This window comes from Starkeya nomas (assembly GCF_902703545.1).
In the GTDB taxonomy this organism is placed as follows: domain Bacteria; phylum Pseudomonadota; class Alphaproteobacteria; order Rhizobiales; family Xanthobacteraceae; genus Ancylobacter; species Ancylobacter moscoviensis.
On sequence record NZ_CACSAS010000001.1, the window covers coordinates 198079 to 214827 of the forward strand.

At 68.6% G+C, this 16749-nt stretch carries 18 protein-coding genes and 2 tRNA genes; 5 read left to right on the forward strand and 15 right to left on the reverse strand.

Annotation, left to right across the window (positions count from 1 at the left end; translation table 11 throughout):
• Window positions 1-150: 150 nt before the first annotated feature.
• Window positions 151-1161, forward strand: a complete 1011-nt coding sequence (locus STARVERO_RS00925) for a GSCFA domain-containing protein (RefSeq protein ID WP_244616471.1) — start codon at window positions 151-153, stop codon at window positions 1159-1161.
• 14 nt (window positions 1162-1175) lie between these two features.
• Window positions 1176-2501 carry a hypothetical protein gene (locus tag STARVERO_RS00930; protein ID WP_159597590.1) on the forward strand — a complete coding sequence of 442 codons (1326 nt, stop codon included), beginning with the start codon at window positions 1176-1178 and terminating at the stop codon, window positions 2499-2501.
• A gap of 87 nt (window positions 2502-2588) precedes the next feature.
• Here the strand turns inward: STARVERO_RS00930 and STARVERO_RS00935 are convergent.
• The 9 genes from STARVERO_RS00935 to STARVERO_RS00975 all read right to left on the reverse strand — a co-directional run bounded on the left by STARVERO_RS00935 (window position 2589) and on the right by STARVERO_RS00975 (window position 8547).
• Window positions 2589-2664 (reverse strand) — tRNA-Phe (locus tag STARVERO_RS00935).
• Between the two features lie 132 nt (window positions 2665-2796).
• Window positions 2797-3015, reverse strand: coding sequence for a DNA gyrase inhibitor YacG (gene yacG, locus STARVERO_RS00940; protein ID WP_159597591.1), 219 nt, complete (start codon window positions 3013-3015; stop codon window positions 2797-2799).
• A 13-nt stretch (window positions 3016-3028) separates the two neighbouring features.
• Entirely contained in the window at window positions 3029-3652 is a 624-nt protein-coding gene (locus STARVERO_RS00945) for a Maf-like protein (RefSeq protein WP_144341873.1), read from the reverse strand.
• A gap of 100 nt (window positions 3653-3752) precedes the next feature.
• On the reverse strand, window positions 3753-4160 hold the full coding sequence (locus tag STARVERO_RS00950) for an arsenate-mycothiol transferase ArsC (RefSeq protein WP_186291865.1): 408 nt from the start codon (window positions 4158-4160) through the stop codon (window positions 3753-3755).
• Between the two features lie 83 nt (window positions 4161-4243).
• Window positions 4244-4750 carry a UPF0262 family protein gene (locus STARVERO_RS00955; RefSeq protein WP_159597592.1) on the reverse strand — a complete coding sequence of 169 codons (507 nt, stop codon included), beginning with the start codon at window positions 4748-4750 and terminating at the stop codon, window positions 4244-4246.
• A gap of 10 nt (window positions 4751-4760) precedes the next feature.
• Complete coding sequence (gene hisD / locus STARVERO_RS00960; RefSeq protein ID WP_159597593.1) at window positions 4761-6053, reverse strand: histidinol dehydrogenase; 1293 nt, start codon at window positions 6051-6053, stop codon at window positions 4761-4763.
• 157 nt (window positions 6054-6210) lie between these two features.
• A complete protein-coding gene (locus STARVERO_RS00965; RefSeq protein WP_159597594.1) occupies window positions 6211-6714 on the reverse strand; it encodes a DUF2948 family protein in 504 nt (167 codons plus the stop codon).
• Between the two features lie 162 nt (window positions 6715-6876).
• Window positions 6877-8166, reverse strand: coding sequence for a UDP-N-acetylglucosamine 1-carboxyvinyltransferase (gene murA / locus STARVERO_RS00970; protein ID WP_144341868.1), 1290 nt, complete (start codon window positions 8164-8166; stop codon window positions 6877-6879).
• Window positions 8167-8364: 198 nt separating this feature from the next.
• Window positions 8365-8547 (reverse strand): hypothetical protein, encoded by a 183-nt coding sequence (locus STARVERO_RS00975; RefSeq protein WP_159597595.1) that lies wholly within the window; start codon window positions 8545-8547, stop codon window positions 8365-8367.
• A gap of 226 nt (window positions 8548-8773) precedes the next feature.
• On the opposite strand from STARVERO_RS00975, the gene STARVERO_RS00980 reads away from it, so the two are divergent.
• A tRNA-Thr gene (locus tag STARVERO_RS00980) sits at window positions 8774-8848 on the forward strand.
• A gap of 155 nt (window positions 8849-9003) precedes the next feature.
• Window positions 9004-9243 (forward strand): DUF2188 domain-containing protein, encoded by a 240-nt coding sequence (locus STARVERO_RS00985; RefSeq protein ID WP_144341866.1) that lies wholly within the window; start codon window positions 9004-9006, stop codon window positions 9241-9243.
• A 57-nt stretch (window positions 9244-9300) separates the two neighbouring features.
• Here the strand turns inward: STARVERO_RS00985 and STARVERO_RS00990 are convergent, their stop codons facing one another.
• The 5 genes from STARVERO_RS00990 to STARVERO_RS01010 form a co-directional block, all read right to left on the reverse strand.
• Window positions 9301-9522, reverse strand: coding sequence for a hypothetical protein (locus tag STARVERO_RS00990; protein WP_144341865.1), 222 nt, complete (start codon window positions 9520-9522; stop codon window positions 9301-9303).
• Window positions 9523-9696: 174 nt separating this feature from the next.
• On the reverse strand, window positions 9697-10527 hold the full coding sequence (locus STARVERO_RS00995) for an ABC transporter permease (protein ID WP_144341864.1): 831 nt from the start codon (window positions 10525-10527) through the stop codon (window positions 9697-9699).
• A gap of 20 nt (window positions 10528-10547) precedes the next feature.
• Entirely contained in the window at window positions 10548-11399 is an 852-nt protein-coding gene (locus STARVERO_RS01000; protein ID WP_144341863.1) for an ABC transporter permease, read from the reverse strand.
• A 154-nt stretch (window positions 11400-11553) separates the two neighbouring features.
• The gene (locus tag STARVERO_RS01005; protein WP_159597596.1) at window positions 11554-12870 is read right to left on the reverse strand and encodes an ABC transporter substrate-binding protein; all 1317 of its coding nucleotides are present in this window, start codon (window positions 12868-12870) and stop codon (window positions 11554-11556) included.
• A 46-nt stretch (window positions 12871-12916) separates the two neighbouring features.
• Entirely contained in the window at window positions 12917-14011 is a 1095-nt protein-coding gene (locus STARVERO_RS01010) for an ABC transporter ATP-binding protein (RefSeq protein ID WP_159597597.1), read from the reverse strand.
• A gap of 384 nt (window positions 14012-14395) precedes the next feature.
• Between STARVERO_RS01010 and STARVERO_RS01015 the strand changes: the two genes are divergently transcribed.
• Window positions 14396-15358 (forward strand): Bug family tripartite tricarboxylate transporter substrate binding protein, encoded by a 963-nt coding sequence (locus STARVERO_RS01015; RefSeq protein WP_159597598.1) that lies wholly within the window; start codon window positions 14396-14398, stop codon window positions 15356-15358.
• Between the two features lie 69 nt (window positions 15359-15427).
• On the opposite strand, the gene STARVERO_RS01020 is transcribed toward STARVERO_RS01015, so the two are convergent.
• Window positions 15428-16657, reverse strand: coding sequence for a URC4/urg3 family protein (locus STARVERO_RS01020; protein ID WP_159597599.1), 1230 nt, complete (start codon window positions 16655-16657; stop codon window positions 15428-15430).
• Window positions 16658-16749: the final 92 nt, after the last annotated feature.

Sequence of the window (16749 nt, forward strand, 5' to 3'; positions counted from 1 at the left end):
ACCATTATGCAGGACGGAGTGGAACGTAAGACCAGCGGGTCTTTTTTCCGCGGCTCGACGACGAACTTTTACCCCAACGACGGATCTCTTGAGAAAAACTATGTCATCGACCAGTATCTGGTTCATGGCTGGATGCCCAAGACCGGATTTGTGACGAAATCGACGCCGATCGTCGCCTTCGGTTCCTGCTTCGCCGCCAATATCAGCAATCATCTTCATGACCGCGGCTTCAATGTCCTGACCAAGAAGGACAACAAGGCTTACGTGACGAAGATGGGCGACGGCATGGTCCATACCTACGCCATCCGCCAGCAGTTCGAATGGGCGTGGCTCAACAAGACGCCGGCGCTCGACCTGTGGCACGGCTACAGCGCCGAGGAGTTCGGCTACAGCGAGGCGGCGCGGGCCGACACCCGGGAATTGTTCGACACCGCCGAGGTGTTCGTCATCACCCTGGGCCTCAGCGAGATCTGGTACGACGAGCCGACCGGCGAGGTGTTCTGGCGCGCCATTCCGAAGGACCGCTACGATCCCTCGCGCCACAAGTTCCGCGTGGCGACGCACGCCGAGACCCTGACCAACATCAGGGCCATCCATGAGCTGATCCGGCGCTTCCGGCCGGAAGCGACGATCGTCTTCACCGTCTCGCCGATCCCGCTCACCGCCACCTTCCGCCCGGTCAACTGCCTTTCGGCCAACGCCGTCTCCAAGGCGACGATCCGCTCGGCCATCGACGAGTTCATCCAGGAAGCGGGAGCGTCCGACGAGCGGCTGTTCTACTTCCCGAGCTACGACATCGTCATGTACGCCTTCAGCCATCAGTGGACGGAAGACCGGCGCCACGTCTATCGCCACGTGCTCGACTTCAACATGAAGATCTTCGAGCATTATTTCTGCGATCCTTCGCTGCCCAAGGCGGACCTCCAGTCCTCGCTGCGCAAGGCCCAGCGCCTCGACAAGCTCATCGGCACGCTCGGCCATTCCGCCGTGGCGACGCGGAAGAAGGGCGAGGCCGGCGACGAGGTGAGCGCGGCGTCGATCGCCGAGGCCAAGCGCGAAGAGCGCCGCCTGCAGCGCAAGCAGGCGCGCATTCGCGAGCGCGTCGCCCAGCGCCGCGCCGCCCAGGGCCTGGCCCCCGCGCACGCGGCCGCCTCGCACTGATCCGCGCCCGGGCCGTGCCCGCGACGAGGCGCCGGGCCGGGTGGCTGCCGGCGGCGGCGCTCGTCCTCTTCTGGGTCGCCGCGTTCGGCCGGAGCGCCCTCGCGGGCGACACGCGGCCGATCTGGCAGATCATGGGCTATGGCCAGAGCCTGTCGGTCGGCGTGCTCGGCACCCCGGCCGTGACGACCCGGCCGAGCTTCGGCAGCCTCATGTTCGCCGAGGGCATCCGGCGGCCGCTCCAGGGGCCCGCGCGTCTCGACGCGCTGGTCCCGCTGGTCGAGACGGACGACCGCAGCCGCGGCGAGACCGGCATCGCCGCCGCCGCCGACATGTTCGTGCGCACCTTGGCCGCGCTGCGCGGCCTTGAGCCCGACCGCCTCGACGTCGCCCTGCTCGGATCGAGCGCCGGCCGGGCCGGGGCCCGCCTCGCCGCGCTGCTGCCCGGAAAGGCCAATTATGACGGGCTGCTCCAGTTCATCAGCGCGGGAGACACGCTCGCCCGCGCCGAGGGCCGCGGCTATCGCTATCTCGCCACCCTCTGGTCGCACGGCGAGACCGACCAGCTCTACGGCACGCCGCGCGAGACCTATGTCGCCCGGCTGAAGCAGCTCGCGGCGGCGATCGCCGCCGACGCGGCGCGCCTCTCGGGCCAGGACTGGCAGCCCCCGCTGCTGACCTACCAGCCGGCCAGCCACCTCGCCTATCTCGCCCGCGGCCGCCCGGAGACGCCCCGGCGGCCGGAGATCGCCCTCGCCCTGCGCGAGGCCGCGCGGAAAAACCCGTCCATTTTCTGCGTGCTGCCGCTCTACATCGGCGATTTCCGCGACGATGTGCACGCGACCAACCTCACCTATCAGGAGATCGGCAAATATTACGGCCGCGCCCTCGCCCGGCTGGTCCATGCACGCGAGACCGGCGCGCCCGTGCCCCCGCTCGCCCTCGATCTCGCCGCGGCGGACTGGAACGGCCGCGAGGTTCGCCTGCGCTTCGCCGTACCGCGCGGCTCGCTCGCCTTCGACACCCACCGCGTCGCGGCGGCGCCCCATATGGGTTTCGACCTGTGGGACCCGAATGGCGAACTGCGTCCCGACGCCATCACCGGCGTGAGGATCACGGCGCCCGACGGCGTCGTCATCTCCTTCGCCGAGCCGCCGCCGAGCGGCAGCCACCTGACCTACGCCTTCGGCCGCCCCGGCGATCCCGAGAGGACCGGACGCCTGGAAGGCCCGCGCGGCAATCTGCGCGACAGCGACGGCGAGCAAGGTTCCTATGTCGACGCGATGGGCTGGACCCGGCGCCTCGACAACTGGGCGCTGATCTTCGAGACGGTCGCGCCCTGAATGCCGTCGGCTATCAGCATGGCGCCGTTCAGGCAGTTCATGCCCTCGAAAGCACCAGAGGCGCGGAAAGACAAAAGATCAGGGAAATGGTGCCCAGGGACGGAGTCGAACCGCCGACACTGCGATTTTCAGTCGCATGCTCTACCAACTGAGCTACCTGGGCGTAGCCGGCAGCGGCCTCAAGGCCGTGCGGAGCGGGCGGGTTATAGAGTCTCGACCGCGCCCTGTCCATATCCCGCCCTCGGGAAAATCCGTCTTTCCCCAATACCCGCCATTCCGCCGCCGGGGCCGGATCTCAGCGCCCTTCCGGCGGCTTCGGGGCGAGCGAGGGCTCCTCGCCATCCTCGTCGTCGTCTTCCGTCACCGGGATCGCATAGGCGCCGGTGAGCCAGCGATGCAGATCGACATCGGCGCAGCGGCTGGAGCAGAAGGGCTTGTACTGCTCCACCGCCGGCTTGCCGCAGATCGGGCACGGCGGGACGGTCTTGTTGCGGGTCGGCTTGTCGGCGCTCATGCCTGCCCTCCCCTCACTCGGGATTGCCCCAGCGCTGATGGACCGGGAAGCGCTCGCCGGCGAGCAGCGCCACGGTCTCGGCCAGAGGCAGGCCCACCACATTGGTGTAGGAGCCGACCAGCTTCACCACGAATACTCCGGCCAGCCCCTGAATGGCATAGCCGCCTGCCTTGCCCTGCCACTCGCGCGCGGCGACATAGGCGTCCATCTCCTCGCGCGACAGGCGCTTGAAGCGCACCCGCGTCTCCACGAGGCGCGTGCGCACGCCGCCCTTCGGCGTCATCAGCGCGAGACCGGTATAGACGCGGTGCGCGCGGCCCGAGAGCAGGCGCAGGCAGTCCGCCGCCTCCTCGGCCAGATCCGGCTTGGGCAGGATGCGCCGGCCGACCGCCACCACCGTGTCGGCGGCCAGCAGATAGGCGCCCTCATGCTCACCGCCGGCCTTGCGCCGGCCATCGGCCGCGGTCAGCTTCTCCTGCGCGAGGCGCAACGCGAGGCGGCGCGGCAATTCACCGCGCTCGGGGGTCTCGTCGATATCGGCCGGCAACAGGGCGTCGGGTTCGATTCCGGCCTGGGCGAGCAGCGCCAGCCGGCGCGGTGAACCCGAGGCCAGCACCAGTTTCGGGCGGGCGCTCACGCATCAACTCCTCTTCCGCCGGCAACTCCGACGGTTCAATCGGCCGGCAAGCTAGTCCATGTCCGGTAAAAAAAGAACGCCCTTGCTGCGCACACCGTCCTCAGGGTTGCCGGAAGCGCAGGCGGATGCGGTTCTCCAGCTCGTCGCGCACGGCGCGGTAGGCGTCGAGGCGCTGCTCGCGATTGCCGCTCGCCAGGGTCGGATCGGGGGTCGGCCAGTATTCGACATCAATGGCGTTGGTGCGGGTAAGCTCCAGCGCCCGGTGATGGGCGTCGGGGGACAGGGTGATGACGAGATCGAAGGCGAGCCCCTCGTTCTCCTCCAGCTCCTCCAGCGTCTGCGGCCGGTGGCGGGTGAGGTCGAGGCCGATCTCGTCGATGGCCGCGGTGACGAAAGGATCGATCTCCCCCTTCATGACACCGGCCGAGCCGACATAGAGCGAGCGGCCGAACAGATGCCGCGCCAGCACCGCCGCCATGGGCGAGCGCACGCTGTTCTGCCCGCACATGAACAGCACGGATTGCGGCCTCTCCCTGCGCCGGACCGGTGCCGGACCGGCCGCTACCCCGTCGACGCCGGCCGCCGACACGCTCAGCCTTTCCAGTGCAGAGCGCAGACCAGCGTGAACAGGCGCCGGGCCGTGCCGAAATCGAGGGTGATCTTGTCCTTCAGCCGCTCGCGCAGCAGCTCCGAGCCCTCGTTGTGCAGGCCCCGCCGGCCCATGTCGATCGCCTCGATCTGCGACGGCGTCGCGGTGCGGATCGCGGAGTAATAGCTCTCGCAGACCAGGAAATAGTCGCGCACCACCCGGCGCAGCGGGCTCAGCGAGAGATGGTGCTGCACCACGGGGACGCCGTCCCCGCGGGTAATGTCGAGCACCAGCCGGCCGTCGACCAGCGAGATGGCGAGGCAGTAGGGGCCGGGCTCGCCGTCGCCCAGCGGCGTGAAGCTGTTCTCTTCCAGCAGGTCGTAGATGGCGACGGCGCGCTCATGCTCCACATCGCTGCTGGAGCGGCCGATGGAATGGTTGTCCAGCGTCACCGCCACCAGGCGGCGGGAATCGGCGTGCGGATCGACGTGCGGATCGGCCTGCCCCATCGCGCGCCCGTCAGAGATTGAGCCGGATCGCCACCGAGCGGGCATGGGCGCCGAGCCCTTCCGCCTCGCCCAGCGCGATGGCCGCCGGCCCGAGCGCACGCAGCTGCTCCGGCCCGCATTTGAGGATCGAGGTGCGCTTCAGGAAGTCGAGCACGCCCAGGCCCGAGGAGAAGCGCGCCGAACGCGCCGTCGGCAGCACGTGGTTGGAGCCGCCGACATAATCGCCGATAGCCTCCGGCGTATGGGCGCCGATGAAGATCGCCCCGGCATGGTGGATACGCTCCACCAGCGCCTCGGCGTCCGCCGCCATGATCTCCAGATGCTCGGGCGCGATGCGGTCGGAGAGCGCCGGCGCCTCGTCGAGGCTGGCGAGCGTGATGACGGCGCCGAATTCCTCCCAACTCTTCGCCGCGATGTCGCGGCGCGGCAGGGTGGCGAGCTGCCGCTCCACCGCGGCGATCACCGCCTCGGCCAGCGCGGCATCGTCGGTCATCAGGATCGACTGGGCGGCCGTGTCGTGCTCGGCCTGCGCGAGCAGGTCGGCGGCGATCCAGTCCGGGTTCTGCTCGCCATCGGCGATCACCAGCACCTCGGAGGGCCCCGCCACCATGTCGATGCCGACCGTGCCGAAGACGTGCCGCTTGGCGGCCGCCACATAGGCGTTGCCGGGGCCGACGATCTTGGCCACCGGCGCGATGGTCTGCGTGCCGTAGGCGAGCGCGGCCACGGCCTGCGCCCCGCCGACGCGGTACACCTCGTCGACGCCGGCGAGATCGGCGGCGGCGAGCACCAGCGGGTTGAGCTTGCCGTCGGGCGCCGGCACCACCATGGCGAGGCGCTTCACCCCCGCCACCTTGGCCGGCACCGCGTTCATCAGCACGGAGGACGGATAGGCCGCCGTGCCGCCGGGCACGTAGAGCCCCACGGCGTCCACCGGCGTCCAGCGGTGCCCGAGCTCGACGCCGGCGGCATCGACATAGCGCCCGCTCGCGGGAAGCTGACGCTCGTGATGGGCGCGGATGCGCTGGTGCGCGAAGCGCAGAGCTTCCAGCGTCGCCGGATCGGCGGCCTTTACCGCCGCGCCGATCTCCTCCTGCGAGACCCGGATGCCCAGCGCGCCGAGATCGACACGGTCGAACTGGCGGGACAGCTCGACCAGCGCCGCGTCGCCGCGCGTGCGCACATCCTCGACGATGCGGGCCACCGCCTGCGCCACATCCTGCGAGACCTCCCGCTTGGTGCCGAGAAAGGCGCGGAAGCGCTCGGAGAAATCAGGGGAGCGTGTATCGAGGCGGAGCGGCATGTCGGGTCCTGCGGGTCGGGAAGCCTGCGGAACGGTTCGCGCGCAGGCTTGCGGGCGCGGATTCACGTCACGCCCGGCCATGCGGGCGATCGGTCGCCTGTCCTATCGCAACCGGGCTCGCGGAACACAAGAGGGCATGCGGGCGGGCGCGCCGTTCTCAGTCGTGGCAGGGCGTGCCCTTGGCGTCCCAGGCGGGCCCCAAATCCTCGAGCCCGGCTTCCATGCACTCGACGTCGAGCTGGACCTCGGCGCCGCCCGAAAACAGGAAGGTGACAGTGCCGGAAGGGGCGTCCGTCTCCTCGAAGGTCAGCGCCAGCAGGTTCAGCACTCCCTGCTTCTTCGTGAGGTCGATGCCGCGCACGCGCGCCCCGAGCACCCGCTCGAAACGCAGCCCGGCACGGCGCCGCACGCAGGGCGCGGCATTCGGCGCGGTATGCGTGGCCGCCAAGGCCACCGGCACTCCGCCAGCCGGCTCCTCGATATCCGCCATCGCCTCGGCCTGGATCGCCTTCTCCCAGTCGAAGCGGTTGGCGAGCAGCACGAAACGCCGCTCCCTCGGCAGGTAGGTCATGTCCGCGATCCCGACGATCGCATCCTGGAGGTGCACCGAAAGCACCGCCAAATCCTCACCGTCCAGCGCAATCAGCTTCAGCCCGGCCATATCCTCATCTCCGCAAGCATACCCCGCCGGCGCCCAACCTACCGGCGCCGCGCCCTACCCGGCGGAACATCCGTGCAACGCCGTCTGCCGCCCAGATGGCGTCGATGCACGTGCACGGCAAGAGGACCGGGAGCGACCCTCGGCAGAGTGCGTAGACGGCCCTCAGCCGGCGATGCGCTCGATCTCGGCGCCGCAGGCGGAGAGCTTCTCCTCCAGCCGCTCGAAGCCGCGATCGAGGTGATAGACGCGATGGATCATGCTCTCGCCTTCGGCGGCGAGCGCACCGATCACCAGCGACACCGAGGCGCGCAGGTCGGTGGCCATCACCGGCGCGCCCTTCAGCTTCTCCACGCCCTCGATGGTCGCGGTCTCGCCGTCGAGATGGATGTTGGCGCCGAGGCGGGCCAGCTCCTGCACATGCATGAAGCGGTTCTCGAAGATGGTCTCGGTGATCTTCGAGGTGCCGCGCGCCCGCGTGGTGAGTGCCATGAGCTGCGCCTGCAGGTCGGTCGGGAAGCCGGGGAACGGCGCCGTCGTCACCTCGACCGGCGCGATTCCCGCGCCGTTGCGCTTCACGCGCAGGCCCTGATTGGAAACCGTGATCTCCGCGCCGGCCTCGCGCAGCGTGTCGAGGGCCGAATCGAGCAGGTCCGCCCGCGCGCCGGAGAGCAGGACGTCGCCGCCCGTCATCGCCACCGCCATGGCGTAGGTGCCGGTCTCGATGCGGTCCGGCAGCACGCAGTGGCGCGCGCCCTTCAGGCGCGGCACGCCGGTGATGCGCACGGTCGAGGTGCCGTGGCCCTCGATGCGCCCGCCCATGGCGTTGATGCAGTCCGCGAGGTCGACGATCTCCGGCTCGCGCGCCGCGTTCTCGATGATCGTCTCGCCGTCGGCGAGGCTCGCCGCCATGATCGCCGTGTGGGTGGCGCCGACCGAAACCTTCGGGAAGTCGATCCGCGCGCCCTTCAGCCCCTTCGGGGCGCGGGCGAGCACATAGCCGCCGTCGATCTCGATCTCCGCGCCCAGCGCGCGCAGCGCGTCGAGGTGGAAGTCCACCGGGCGCGTGCCGATGGCGCAGCCGCCGGGCAGCGACACCTTGGCCTCGCCCATGCGCGCCAGCAGCGGGGCGATGACCCAGAAGCTCGCGCGCATCTTGGAGACGAGGTCATAGGGCGCGGTGGTGTCGACGATGACGCGCGCGTCGATCTCCAGCGTCTGGCCGGCATAGGCGTCGTCGCCGCGCCGCTTGCCGTTGACGGTGATGTCGATGCCGTGATTGCCGAGGATGCGCTGGAGCTGCGACACGTCGGCGAGGCGCGGCACGTTCTCCAGCACCAGCTTCTCGTCGGTCAGCAGACCCGCGATCATCAGCGGCAGGGCGGCGTTCTTGGCGCCGGAAATCGGGATCGACCCGTTGAGCGGATTGCCGCCGACGATGCGGATACGGTCCAAGGTTCACTTCTCCTTCCAGCCCGGGAGCGGCGCGCACGGCCCGGGTCCGGCCACACACGGGTGCGGAGGGGATCGGGAACGCGGCCGGCGCTCGAAGCGGCGGCAATGACGAAGCGATGGGGCCGATTCGTGGCGCCACCGCCCTTTGTTTGCCTATTGGTCTAGAGCATGTCGCGGGGCGGGACAATTCGCCGTCCTTCAGCGCTCCCCGCCGTCCTTGTCGGCCGCGCCGGGCTCCGGGGCGACGGCGGCGCCCGCTTCGGCCTCCGTCTCGGCCGGACCGGCCTGCCGGCCCCGCGCCTGCTGCTTGCGCCGCTTGAGATTTTCCCGCAGCGCCGCCGCGAGGCGCTCGGCGCGCACGGCATCATCGGGGCCGCTCATCCCGCTCTCCTGTGATCGTCCTCCAAGCCATAATGCGCGCGCGGGACGGACGGAAGAGCCCCGCGCCGACGATGCCCTCGGAACAGCGGCACGCGCCGCGGAAAGCCGGGGCGGAGGGAAAGGCATGCACAGCCTCGCGGGAATTACACGCCCGACGCTTGCGCCGGCCGGCGGGCTGTGGCAAACGTCCCGGCGCCTCGACGGGCCGCCCCGTCGACCGGCCAGCGCTGCGGTAGCTCAGTGGTAGAGCACTCCCTTGGTAAGGGAGAGGTCGAGAGTTCAATCCTCTCTCGCAGCACCAGCTTTCCCCACACTTCCGTCGACCGACGGCTCCCGTTCGCCCCGACACGCCCGGTGCATCGCAATCGCACGGCCTCCTTCCGGTCCGGCACTGGCGACCGCCGATGACCGGGCCCATATCGCTGGTCGGACATACCGCGAGCGGGAGGAATCGAAATGGCTCATGTCACCTACCGGATCGTCGAGCATGACGGCGGCTGGGCGTACAAGGTCGGCGACGTGTTCTCGGAAACCTTCCCGTCGCACGATGCCGCGCGGCAGGCTGCCGAGCGCGCCGCGCGCGAGCAGAAGGCGCCCGGCGACACGACGCCGATCGAATTCGAGGACAAGGCCGGGAAGTGGCACGAGGAAACTGCGCGCGGCACCGACCGTCCGGACACGGACGTGAAGGGCTGAAACGGCTCCGGGCCTGCAGCGCGGGCGCCGCTCTCACGCGACGCGCCCGCCTCCCGCTCAGCGGATCATCTCGATCGTGTCGATCGCGATGATCTGGTTGCCTTCATAATTGTTGTCGTGCAGCCGGCAGAGCATGAAGCGGTCGGCGACCTCGATCGGGCCATAGGCGGTGATCGTGTCGCCGCTGCGCAGCTTGATGGTCAGCGCGTGCTTACGGTCGTCGCGCGCGACTTCCTTGAGAAGGTCGCAGATCGTGCGATCCGTGGTGCTGATGTTCATGGCGTTCTCCCGTGACGTCCCACGCCGCCTCTCGCCGGGCCTGCCGGCACACGACATATTTTGGACATCAACCGGCCATGGGCCATCCGGTTCCCTACCGATACCGTCGCCTTTCCGGCACCCAACAGCTTGGCGTATCGGGACTTTCCGCAACGGAACAGGCGGCGCGCGCCGTTATCCGGCGATGCGGCGGGCGCGTCTCTTGCGCAGCACGGCGATGGTGGCGAGCGCGACCAGGATGACCGCCATGGAGAACACCGTCGTCACCGTGCCGAGCGCATAGAGCACCGGTGTCGTGACGTTGGTCGTCATCCCGTAGATCTCCAGCGGCAGCGTGTTGAAGCTGCCCGAGGTCATCAGCGTGCGGGCGAACTCGTCATAGGACAGCGTGAAGCCGAACAGGCCGACGCCGATCAGGCTCGGCAGGATGATCGGCAGCACCACATGGGCGAAGGTCTGCCACGGACTCGCGCCGAGATCGCGCGCCGCCTCCTCATAGGCCGGGTTGAAGCGGTTGAAGACGGCGAACATGATCAGGAGGCCGAAAGGCAAAGTCCAGGTGAGATGCGCGCCGAAGGCAGAGGAGTACCAGGCCGGCTCCAGCCCGAACACGTTGAAGGCGAGGCCGATGCCGAGCGAGATCAGGATCGAGGGCACGATCAGGCTGGCGATGGTGAGGTAGAAGAGCGGGCCCGAGCCGACGAAGCGGCGGCGGAAGGCGAGGCCGGCCAGCAGCGAGACCACCACCGTGGTCAGCATGGTCATGAGCCCGAGCACCAGCGAGCGCGAGAAGGCGCCGCCGAAATCGCCCACCGCCTGCTGCTCGAACAGCAGGTTCTGGAACCAGCGCAGCGACGTCCCGTTCATCGGGAAGGTGAGCCCGCCATTCGGCCCCTGGAAGGACAGGATGAAGATCGTCGTCAGCGGCCCGTAAAGGAACAGCACGAACAGCACGAAGAAGGCGGTGAGCACGTAGAAGCCGGGGCCGCGTTTTTCGGAGTTCATCGCTCACAGCTCCAGAATACTTAGAGTTCTCTGCGGATGTTGACGATGCGCAGGATGCCGCCGACCAGCAGCAGCACGAGGATCAGCAGGATCACCGCGTTCGCCGCCGCCGCCGGGTACTGCAGCAGCGCGATCTGGTTCGCCATCATCAGCCCGACCGAGGCCGACTGGCCGCCGGACATGAAGCGCACGGTGATGAAGTCCCCCATCACCAGCGTGACGACGAAGATCGAGCCGATGGCGATGCCGGGCTTGGCCAGCGGGATGATGACGTTGGTGAGGATCTGCCAGGCATTCGCCCCGGCGTCGCGCGCGGCCTCGATCAGCGCCCGGTCGATGCGCATCAGCGTGTTGAAGATCGGGGTGACCATGAACAGCGTGTAGAGATGCACCATGGCCAGCACCACCGCGAAATCCGAGAACAGCAGGAACTCCAGCGGCTGGTCGATGACGCCCATGGTCATCAGCGTCTGGTTCAGCAGCCCGTTGCGCCCGAGGAACGGGATCCACGAGATCATGCGGATGATGTTCGAGGTCAGGAACGGGATGGTGCAGACGAGGAACAGCACCATCTGCGCCGTCGCCGAGCGAATGTGGAAGGCGAGGTAGTAGGCGACCCAGAAGCCGATGACGAGCGTCACCGCCCAGACGATGACGGTGTATTTGAGCGTGTTGAGATAGGTGTTCCAGGTCACCGGCGAGCTGATCGTCTCCTCGTAATTGGTGAAGACGAAGGCCGGGAAGATCTGGATGGAATCATAGTCCCAGAAGCTCACCATCACGATGGTGGCGATCGGCAGCACGAGGAACGCCGCGAGGATGGCGGTGAGCGGCGTCGCCTGTAGATAGGGTGCTATGCGCGAGAGGGTCATGGGCCGTGCCGTCACCGGGAATATGTAGCGACTGAATTCCTGCTAGCGTCGTCATCCCCGGGCTTGGCCCGGGGATCCAGGTCTTTCTGCCGTCCGCCCTCTCAACCAAGGCGCGGATGGCCGGGCCAAGCCCGGCCATGACGGCGTTCTTGCCTCACGCGGCGATGAACTCGTTCCAGCGGCGGACCATGTAGCGGTCCTCGTCCATCACCGAGTTCCAGCAGGCGACCGCGCCCATGCGGTCCTGGAAGGACCCGCCGTCGCGCACCGCGCCGGCCGTGTACATCACCTTGCCCTCCGGCGAGAGGATGTCGGCCTTGGCGGGCTGGCCGAGCATCCAGAACGCCCACTCGTCCGGCGTCATGTTCTTCTCGGCGGTGGAGAGCACGGCGGAGTAGTAGCCTTGGCGGTTGAGGTAAGCGCCGACCCAGCCGGAGAGATACCAGTTGATGTACTCATAGGCCGCGTCGAGCTGGGCACCCTTGAGGTGCCTGGCGAGGCCGAGGCCGCCGCCCCAGGCGCGGTAGCCTTCCTCCAGCGGCTGGTAGACGCAGGGAATGCCCTTGGAGCGCACGGCGGCCACGGCGGGCGACCACATGGACTGGATGACGACCTCGCCCGAGGCCATCAGGTTCACGCTCTCGTCGAAGGTCTTCCAGAAGGCGCGGAACTGGCCGTCCTTCTTGGTCTTGATGAGGAAATCGATGGTGGTGTCGATCTCTGCCTTGGTCATGTTACCCTTGTCGCCGTATTTAATGATGCCGGCGCTCTCGCAGATCATCGCCGCGTCCATGATGCCGATGGACGGGATGTTCAGGATCGAGGTCTTGCCCTTGAAGGCGGGATCGAGAATGTCCTTCCAGTTCTTGATCGGGCGGCCGACGAGATCGGGGCGGATGCCCAGCGTGTCGGCGTTGTAGATGGTCGGGATCAGCGTCATCCACTGGGTGGGCGTGGGGGCGAACTTCTTGGAGTCCGGCCCTTCCACGAAGCCGACCGTGTTCGGCGCGGTACCCTGGGCGATCTTCGATTCCGGGGTGAGCTTGCCGGTGGTGAAGATCGGCACGATGTCGTCGTAGTACTTGATCTTCTTCACGTCCATCGGCTGCAGCGTGCCCGCGGCGAACACCTTCTTGCAGATCCAGTATTCGATGTCGGCGATGTCGAAGCTGTTCGCCTGCGTCACCACGCGCTGGGAGACCGCATCGGAATCGAGCGCCGTCATCTGCAGCGTGATGCCGAGATCCGCCTTACACTTCTCGGCGATGGCGTTGAGGTTCGACACGCCGGTGCCGAACTGGCGCAGCGTGATCGGGTTCTGCGCCCAGATGGTGGGAAAGCCGGTGACGGCGCCCGAGCCGGCGGCGAGACCGCCGAGCGCGGCGGCTCCCTTCAGCACGTTGCGGCGGGTCATCCCATCGGCGCCCTTGGCAGCGCGGGTGCCGGTGCGGTCCGTGGTCTTCTGGCTCATGTCTGTCTCCCGAGCGTTGGTCGGCTGTTGTTTGCGGACAGTGGGATCAGGCCGAAGGCGAGGCGTCGAGGATGTGGACGTCCTGCGGCGTCCAGGCGAGCGGGACCGCATCGCCCACCGCGAGCGGCGCCTCGAAGAAGGCGGTTTCCGGCACCTGCACCGAGAACTCGTCCACTCCCGGCGCGGCAAGGGCGACCTGAACCTTCTGGCCGTGATACTCGATGTTCTGCACGAGGCCGGTGAGGCCGCAGCCCGGCGCCGCGCCCTCCGCCAGCCGCACCCGGTCGGTGCGCACCGCGATCTCCACCGGCGCCCCCGGCTCCAGCCCCGGCGCGCCGGGAGCCTTGAACGACGCGCCACCGGGCACCTCGAAGGTCACTTCCTCCGCGCCGACCGCCGTCACCCGGCCGGACAGGACGTTGTGGTCGCCCATGAAGCGGGCGACGAAGGCGGTGGCGGGCCGGTTGAAGACCTCGCGCGGCGTCGCCGCCTGCTCGATCCGCCCGCCATTCATCACCACCACGAGGTCGGAGAGCGCCATCGCCTCCTCCTGGCTGTGGGTGACGTGGATGAAGGAGATGCCGAGCTGGAGCTGCAGGCGCTTCAGCTCCTGCCGCACCTTGATCTTGAGGAAGGGGTCGAGCGCGGAGAGCGGCTCGTCGAGCAGCAGGGCCTGCGGATCGGTGATCAGCGCGCGGGCCAGCGCCACGCGCTGCTGCTGGCCGCCGGAGAGCTGCGCCGGCCGGCGCTCGGCGAGATGATCCATGTGGACCAGCTTCAGCATATCGAGCGCCTTCGCACGGCGCGTCGGCTTGTCCACGCCCTTCATCTTCAGCGAGAAGGCGACGTTGTCGCCGACGTCGAGATGAGGAAACAGCGCGTAGCTCTGGAACATCATCGCCGTGCCGCGCCGGGCCGGCGGCAGGTCCGAGACGACGGTCGGCCCGAGTCGGATGTCGCCCTCGGAGATGCTCTCATGGCCGGCGATCATGCGCAGCGTGGTGGTCTTGCCGCAGCCCGACGGCCCCAGCAGGCAGCAATAGGTTCCGGCCGGTATCTTCAGCGAGACGGCATCGACCGCCAGCGCCGCGCCGTAGCGCTTGGTGACATGGATGAGCTCGATATCGGCGCCCTTTGTCATGTCGTCGGCACGGCTCCCCTGCTGCTCCGCAACGGTAGGGGAAGAACGCAAGCGATATGCCAGTTGGTCCATTCCGGAAAAAGTGCCGTGGCGACCGCCGTGCGCCGCTCGCCACGCCATCCGCCTCCGTCAGCCGCGCGGCGCACCGCCCATCAAATAGGCAACCTGCATCGATCGGATACAATCCATTGCGAAATTACATACAATTTGAGCGACCGCGCCACGGATCCCTCACCCGGCGACCAATGGAGGATTGAGCCTGGCCGCGCGATGCCTCACTTTGCGGTCAAGCGTCAGGGGCCCGCAGAGGCCCCGCGTGCCCGACGGCACGCCATGAAAAGCAAGCGCATCGCCCCGGACGCGCATCACAAGGGAGGTTGCCTGATGTTCCGCACTCTGTTCGCCGCCGCCGTCACATCCGTCCTCGCCCTCGCTCCCGCCGCGGCGCAGGATTTCCCGACCCGGCCGGTCACCCTCGTCATCCCCTTCGCCGCCGGCGGCTCGACCGACCTGGTCGGACGGCTGATCGCCGAGCGCATGACCACCGAGCTCGGCCAGCCGGTCGTCGTCGAGAACAAAGGCGGCGCGGGCGGCAATCTCGGCGCCGCGCAGGTCGCCAAGGCCACGCCGGACGGCTACACCATCCTCATGGGCACGGTCGCCACCCACGCGCTGAACCCGGCGCTCTACAAGAAGATGCCCTACGATCCGGTCACCAGCTTCGCGCCGGTCTCGCTGCTCGCCATCGTGCCCAACGTGCTGGTGGTGCACCCCGACTTCCCCGCCAAGACGACCGAGGAGCTGATCGCCCTCCTCAAGAAGGACCCGGGCAAATACGCCTATGCCTCCTCCGGCAACGGCACGCCGCTGCACCTGTCCGGCGAGCTGTTCAAGAGCATGGCCGGCGTCGACATGCAGCACATTCCCTATCAGGGCGCGGGCCCGGCCCTCATCGACGTGATGTCCGGGCAGGTGCCGATCATGTTCGACAACCTCCCCTCCTCCTCGGGGCATATCAAGAGTGGCAAGCTCCGGGCCCTGGGCGTGACCACCGCCAAGCGCGCGACTTCCTTCCCCGACGTTCCGGCCATCGCCGAGGCCATCCCCGGCTACGAGACCTATACGTGGAACGCCGTCTTCGCCCCCGCCGGCACGCCGCCGGAAGTGGTCGCCAAGCTGAACGCCGCCGCCAACAAGGCGCTGACCGACCCGAAGGTGCAGTCGCGCCTCGCCGACTTCAGCGCCACGCCCGTCGGCTCGACGCCGGAAGAGCTGGCCGAGCATGTGAAGAAGGAACTCGCCAAATGGGCGCCGATCGTGAAGGCCTCCGGCGCGCAGCTCGACTGAGCCGGACCTGAGCCGCCTTCCCCATGGCCGGGCTCGTCGCGAGGCCCGGCCATTTTTATCGTCCAGCCGTCAGAACACCGTCCCATCCGCGTCGATGGCGAGCGGCGGCGGACCGGCCGGCGGGCGACGCTCGGCGGCGATGCGCCGGCCCGCCGTCCAGGTGCCGCCCTGCAGCATCTTGGCGAGCGGGAATTGCGAGGCATCGAGCCCCAGCCGCTCGCGCACCCGGTCGGCGAGCAGATCCATCAGCGCCACGGTAAGCGCGCGCCATTCGACCACCAGCTCGGACGCCACCGGCTGCTTCTGCGCGGGGTCGATGGGCTGGCGCGGCACGATGGCGCCGAGATCGATCAGCAGGCCGCCATTGCGGTATTCCGGCAGCGCCGTCAGCGTGTCGAGCTCGGTCACGGCGAGCCCGGCCGCCTCGAACGGCTCCAGCAGCGAATAGGTAAGCCATTGCGACAGCTTGTGGAACGGCACGAGCTGGTCGGAGAGATCGTCGACCCGCACCGCCGGATGCCGCCCGACATCGCCCAGCGCCACGCCATCCACCTGCAGCCCGGACGGCCAGATCGCGGAGAGCCCGTCGAGCAGCGCGCCGAGGATCAGCGCCGCCGGCAGGCGGCCGACCTTCGCCTGAGGGACCAGCGCGTCATAGAGCCCGCCCGGCCGCAGCGCCGCGTCGCCGAACAGGTCCGGCCGGGCGGCAAGCGCATGGCCCAGCCGGTTGAGGAGCGCCGCCCGCCCCGCCAGTCCGACCAGCGGATTGTCGTCCGAGACCTGGAAATGGCGGCCGAGCGTCCCGGCGTCGAGCGCGATCAGCGCCGGCGCATCGGCCCGCAGCGGGCGCGCCGGATCGGAGGAGAAGCCCCCGGCTTCGAACATGCGCAGGCTCGCCACGGCAAGGCCTTCCGAGCGGCCCAGCGTCAGGCCGGTCTGCGCCTCGTGATAGCGCCAGGCATCGCCGGCGCCGGCATCGAGCAGCACGCTGACCACGGCAAGGTCGATCATGATGCGGGAGCGCTCGGCCCTGTCCACCCCTTCGAGCGTCGTCTCCAGTGCCGCCCAGCGGTCGACGCCGCCGGCATCGAAATGCCGCCAGCGGCTGTGATAGGGGATATCGAGCGTCGGATAGGCCAGCCGCGTGACCTCGGCGACATAGTCGGCGATGCCGTCCAGCGCCGACTCGTCCACGGTGAAGTGCGGCGAGTGCCCGGCCCGCACGTAATCCAGCACCTGATGACTGCGGGCACGGACGGCGGCGGGCGAGCGCAGGGCGGCGAGTTCGGGCGGGGTCATGCGAGGAGCATCCTCTTTGCAGCCGGCTCTTCCTTTTGGAAGAGACCATCCGTCATCCCCCGGCTTTGGCCCGGGGATCCACGCCTTGTTCA

Excerpts from the sequence above, each read along its gene's own strand:
- STARVERO_RS00985 (WP_144341866.1), top strand. The coding sequence starts at position 9,004 with ATGGCTCATGTCACCTACCGGATCGTCGAGCATGACGGCGGCTGGGCG.
- STARVERO_RS00965 (WP_159597594.1), bottom strand. The coding sequence starts at position 6,714 with ATGGCCGGGCTGAAGCTGATTGCGCTGGACGGTGAGGATTTGGCGGTG.
- STARVERO_RS01005 (WP_159597596.1), bottom strand. The coding sequence starts at position 12,870 with ATGAGCCAGAAGACCACGGACCGCACCGGCACCCGCGCTGCCAAGGGC.
- yacG (WP_159597591.1), bottom strand. The coding sequence starts at position 3,015 with ATGAGCGCCGACAAGCCGACCCGCAACAAGACCGTCCCGCCGTGCCCG.
- STARVERO_RS00990 (WP_144341865.1), bottom strand. The coding sequence starts at position 9,522 with ATGAACATCAGCACCACGGATCGCACGATCTGCGACCTTCTCAAGGAA.
- STARVERO_RS01010 (WP_159597597.1), bottom strand. The coding sequence starts at position 14,011 with ATGACAAAGGGCGCCGATATCGAGCTCATCCATGTCACCAAGCGCTAC.
- STARVERO_RS01015 (WP_159597598.1), top strand. The coding sequence starts at position 14,396 with ATGTTCCGCACTCTGTTCGCCGCCGCCGTCACATCCGTCCTCGCCCTC.
- STARVERO_RS00955 (WP_159597592.1), bottom strand. The coding sequence starts at position 4,750 with ATGGGGCAGGCCGATCCGCACGTCGATCCGCACGCCGATTCCCGCCGC.
- STARVERO_RS00975 (WP_159597595.1), bottom strand. The coding sequence starts at position 8,547 with ATGAGCGGCCCCGATGATGCCGTGCGCGCCGAGCGCCTCGCGGCGGCG.
- hisD (WP_159597593.1), bottom strand. The coding sequence starts at position 6,053 with ATGCCGCTCCGCCTCGATACACGCTCCCCTGATTTCTCCGAGCGCTTC.
- STARVERO_RS00995 (WP_144341864.1), bottom strand. The coding sequence starts at position 10,527 with ATGAACTCCGAAAAACGCGGCCCCGGCTTCTACGTGCTCACCGCCTTC.
- STARVERO_RS01020 (WP_159597599.1), bottom strand. The coding sequence starts at position 16,657 with ATGACCCCGCCCGAACTCGCCGCCCTGCGCTCGCCCGCCGCCGTCCGT.
- STARVERO_RS01000 (WP_144341863.1), bottom strand. The coding sequence starts at position 11,399 with ATGACCCTCTCGCGCATAGCACCCTATCTACAGGCGACGCCGCTCACC.
- STARVERO_RS00950 (WP_186291865.1), bottom strand. The coding sequence starts at position 4,160 with ATGTGCGGGCAGAACAGCGTGCGCTCGCCCATGGCGGCGGTGCTGGCG.